The 3894-nt window shown below is 61.5% G+C and carries 3 protein-coding genes and 2 pseudogenes; 2 read left to right on the top strand and 3 right to left on the bottom strand.

Annotated elements, in window-relative coordinates; genetic code table 11:
* Positions 1-382 (top strand): annotated as a pseudogene (locus tag D7Y13_RS46115) (protein kinase); the annotation flags it as partial.
* Positions 383-432: 50 nt separating this feature from the next.
* Here D7Y13_RS46115 and D7Y13_RS39610 read toward each other — a convergent pair.
* Both D7Y13_RS39610 and D7Y13_RS45415 read right to left on the bottom strand, forming a co-directional pair.
* Positions 433-1670, bottom strand: a pseudogene (locus tag D7Y13_RS39610) (IS3 family transposase).
* Between the two features lie 155 nt (positions 1671-1825).
* Positions 1826-2749, bottom strand: a complete 924-nt coding sequence (locus D7Y13_RS45415; protein WP_147444578.1) for a hypothetical protein — start codon at positions 2747-2749, stop codon at positions 1826-1828.
* A 437-nt stretch (positions 2750-3186) separates the two neighbouring features.
* Between D7Y13_RS45415 and D7Y13_RS45410 the strand changes: the two genes are divergently transcribed.
* Positions 3187-3501, top strand: a complete 315-nt coding sequence (locus tag D7Y13_RS45410) for a hypothetical protein (RefSeq protein ID WP_147444577.1) — start codon at positions 3187-3189, stop codon at positions 3499-3501.
* 178 nt (positions 3502-3679) lie between these two features.
* On the opposite strand, the gene D7Y13_RS39605 is transcribed toward D7Y13_RS45410, so the two are convergent.
* A partial coding sequence (locus D7Y13_RS39605; RefSeq protein WP_439329238.1) for a hypothetical protein occupies positions 3680-3894 on the bottom strand: 215 nt, incomplete at its 5' end.

Raw genomic sequence — 3894 nt, 5'->3', positions numbered from 1 at the left:
TCCGAGGACGGTGGCCACGCCTCCGCCCACGCAGGTGCAGGACGATCCTTCCACCGCCCCCAACCCGACGGCCATGTCGCAGGACGTGACGGTGGAGTTCATCTCCACGCCCCCCGGCGCGGCCATCTACGACGGGGACGCCCAGATTGGGACGACGCCCACGAAGCTGATGCTGCCGCGCGCCAGGATGTCGGTGCTGCGCTTCAAGCTCGCCGGGCACCAGGACGTGGAGCGCAGGCTCGACTACAGCCGGAGCGCGGATTCGACGGTGCAGCCCGTGGAAGTGCGCCTGGAGCCGGTGCGCGTCGCGGCGCCTCGGCCGACGAAGCCCTCGAAGCCCTCCAACAACGGCTCCGACCCGGGCATCGGCGTCTTCGAATAGGGCGCGGATCTGTACCGCACCGGATTGTTGAGACACCAGATTGGCTGTAATCAGGCCGCTTGCTTCTGCATCAGCTCTCGCCGGGCCTGACTCGGCGAGAGGAAATGGTGGCGCTCCAACAGCCAGTGCTCGTTGTACCGATGGGCCCACTCCCGCAGGGCCCGCCGGAGTTCTTCCACGGTGGCGAAGGAGTGCACCCAGAGCAGCTGCTCCTTGAGGGTGCGGATGAAGCGCTCGGCGCAGCCGTTGCCCTCGGGGCTGCGGACAAAGGATGGGCTGGAGTCGGCGCCCAGGAAGCGCAGCTCGTTCTGGAAGGCGTCGGAGGTGTACTGGCTGCCGTTGTCATGGCGGATGGCCAGCCCCGTTGCCACGCCCCGGCCGTAAGCGCCGAAGCGGGCTTTGACGCCCTGGCGAATGGGCTCCAGAGCCTCGAAGCGGGTGCCCACCTTGGCGGCATGGATGCCGACGCACTCGGAGGTGCCGTGGTCGACGGCGATGAAGACGGTGGCTTGGCCCTCCTGTGTTGTCAGGGTGCAGGTGGCGTCGGTGCCCCACATGACGTCGGGCTTGTCGGTGATAATCCTGCCGTCATGGTGGCGCGGGCCCAGTACCCGGCGGGCCCTGCCAGGTGCCAAGAGGCCCGCCTCACGCATCCGCCGCAGACAGCGGGCCTTCGAGGTGCGCACGCCCTGGGCACGCAGCCGGGCCCACACCTTGCGGTGCCCCTCGCCCAGGAAAGGCGAGGCCTGCAGTACGCCGCGAATGGCCTCCAGCAGCGCCGCGTCCGTCAGCGCCGTCTTGGGCCCCCTCTTGGCCGCGGGTGGCACCTTGGACTGACGGCGGGCCCGCTGCCGGTACACCGTGGCCCGAGGCACGCCCCAGGTCGCCGTCACGAGCGCCAGCCCGTACCGTTTGCCGCTGGAAAGCGAGTGGCTGGCGCTCATCCTCTCGACTTCCTCCAGGGAAAACCCGGGGCGTTACCCTCCAGCAGCCGGGCCTTCTCCGCCAGCAACTCGTTCTTCATCATCAGCTCGCCCACCATGGCCTTGAGCCGCAGCACCTCGTCGTCCGCTGCTTCCGGCTCGCGGCTTTTGAGGTTCGCCTCGGCCCCCGCCAGGAACTTCTCCCGCCACTCGCTCAGCACCGCAGCCGTGACGCCCAGCTCCCGGGAGAGCGTGTCCAGGTCCTCACCCTTGAGCGGCCGGAGCACTGCCTCCTTCTTGCGCTTCGCGGAGAACCGACCGCGCTCCGACGTCCTGTCCTGCTTCTGCTGCTTCTTCACATCCACCTCACGGGAGGAGGCTATCCCCCAGAAAGGTGTCTCAGGAAATCCTGGGGCGGAGGACCTACCGCGGCTACCTGCCTCAACCGCCGTGATCACCGTTGCAGAAGTGACTTTTTTAGCAATTGCCTTTGTTCCACTGTGCTTTCACTTAAGAAGTTTCAGGGCTCCTTCTTGTAGACAATCCCAACTACTTCGCCAGGAAGGACATTCTCCCAGCGGGCATTGATGTTGCCCGGGCCATTCGGCCCATCAAAAGAGCCATTTGGACCACGATTATTGGCATCTTTAGACTCAAGTGCGGCTCCTGTCCAGCGCTTGGCACCCCTTATGGCTGGCTTCAGAATCATCCCGGGCGCTTCAATCAACATCGTTAGCTCGCAGATCACATCAAGCTCGCTGGCGTAAGTCCATGCATCTTCGTTGAGGCTGGTGGTTACTTGGCCATTGATGAAGCTATCTCCGCCTCTAGGAACTGGCACAATGGTTCGGGCCCCAGTTACTACGGTGCGAGGCTGAGCATTCATCGCATGGAACGGCACAGAATACGAACTAACATTGCTTGCTGATTCGCTCTCTGAACCCCACCATCTAAAAACTCGCCCTTTGCTTTGGTAACCCTCGGAGAAAACGTCCTCGGATTCCGAGACGTCCTTTAATGGTAGCATCGAATACACGATGCGGGCCTCCGAAATTCGCTCCGCCCCCTGCGCCCCTGTTGACCTGTCTTCGATACGAATAATTTGCGTCAAAGACTGAATGACATACGGACGCGAGTACTTACGTCCCTTGGCAATACACTCCGCAAGAGCAGACTTATCTCCAACGACAGGCGAATCTCTGTTTCCGCAAGAGTGGTCGTCTTTTCGCTTGCATTCCTTTGTATCCCACTTGGTCACAATCAAACACGCAAAGTCGTAGCCAGTTGCGCCCACGACCCCAGCGGCAGGAATGAAAAGCACAAAAGCCAAGAAAAACGCAAACGCGAGCTCTTTTGGCGATTTCAGGAGTCGGAGCAAGAATTGGTAGAAGTTTTCAGGTTCTTTGATTGAAGTGCTTGTGGGTTTTCCCTGACCATTCGCCATAACCTGCTCCTTGCCAGTCTTTCGTTCGGTTGCGTCCTAAGAAGTTTTGGGGTCTTCTAGTGCCGACAGCACGAATTCAGACTTCTTTAACCAGCGCAAGAGCGAAACTACTGCAACCCCTGCCTAGTCCCCCCGGAAAACGGGGCCTCCTTGAACTCTTAGGCTGGTTTTTTCCCGATTGCCTTGGATTTCAAGACTCAGTCTGCGTCTAAGTTAGTGAAGTGTCCTAGGGCGCGCTCAACCAGTCAACGCAACACTTGCTGTGGTTTCGCTGCCGGAGTTTCGAACCCTGGGATTTTCGCGGACGCTGACACGGCTCCAGTTGAACAAGAAGCTGGAGGCGCTGGACGCGTACTGGTACGTGGCTCTGGCGCACGTGGAGTTGCCCACTCGGCCGCCGGCAGCTCATCTCCCCATCAAGTTTCCGTAGGTGACCCATGCAAATCGCGAACATCGGATGGGACGGTCTTCACGACGCAACGCTGCTTGACCTGACCATGGACTGGGCGTCGGGCGAAGCTCACATTCGCGTGCGCCTGAGCGAGGAGGCTGCACGGGGAGCCGAAATCGTTGTCACGGGATCGACGCTGCTCCGGTGTCCCCGAGAACAGCCTTGGGGACCTAGCGTGTCGATCAACGAAGCTCGCCTTCTGGCACTTCAGGGAGAGCGGAAGCGTCTGGAGATCGAGGTTCAGAGCGGAGATGTGATCGAGTTCGAAGGTAGCGCGATTGAACTCCACGTCGAGGGTTGACCTCCGGCTGATGCAAGGACCTTGAAGGCGTGGTGGCCATCCATCGCATCTGAAGCCAGCGGTGGACCTGCCGGGAGGTGCCACGAAAGTCCTGGGCGCGAATTTCCGCCAGAGAGCACGGTCGTTCTCGCCGGGCTTCGCGATGACGAACTCGCGGCATGAATGTGCGTTGGCCTCTCTAAGTAGGTCGCCAGAAGTTCTCTAACAAATCGCGTAGCCAGAAGCCCTCGGCGAGGCAGCCCGCCTTGCGGAGGGCGTCCTGGGCCGAAAGGCCCAGCACCCAGCGGATGGCGGCGCCGACGTGCTGCTCGACCGTGGGGTACTGACGGTTGGCGGAAACGCGTTGCTTCAGGGGGCGCCACAGATGATCCATGCAGTTGAGTTCTGAGCGCT

Source organism: Corallococcus praedator (assembly GCF_003612125.1).
In the GTDB taxonomy this organism is placed as follows: Bacteria; Myxococcota; Myxococcia; order Myxococcales; family Myxococcaceae; genus Corallococcus; species Corallococcus praedator.
Note: the sequence above shows the minus strand (reverse complement) of the source record. Positions and strands in the feature narration are given on the sequence as shown.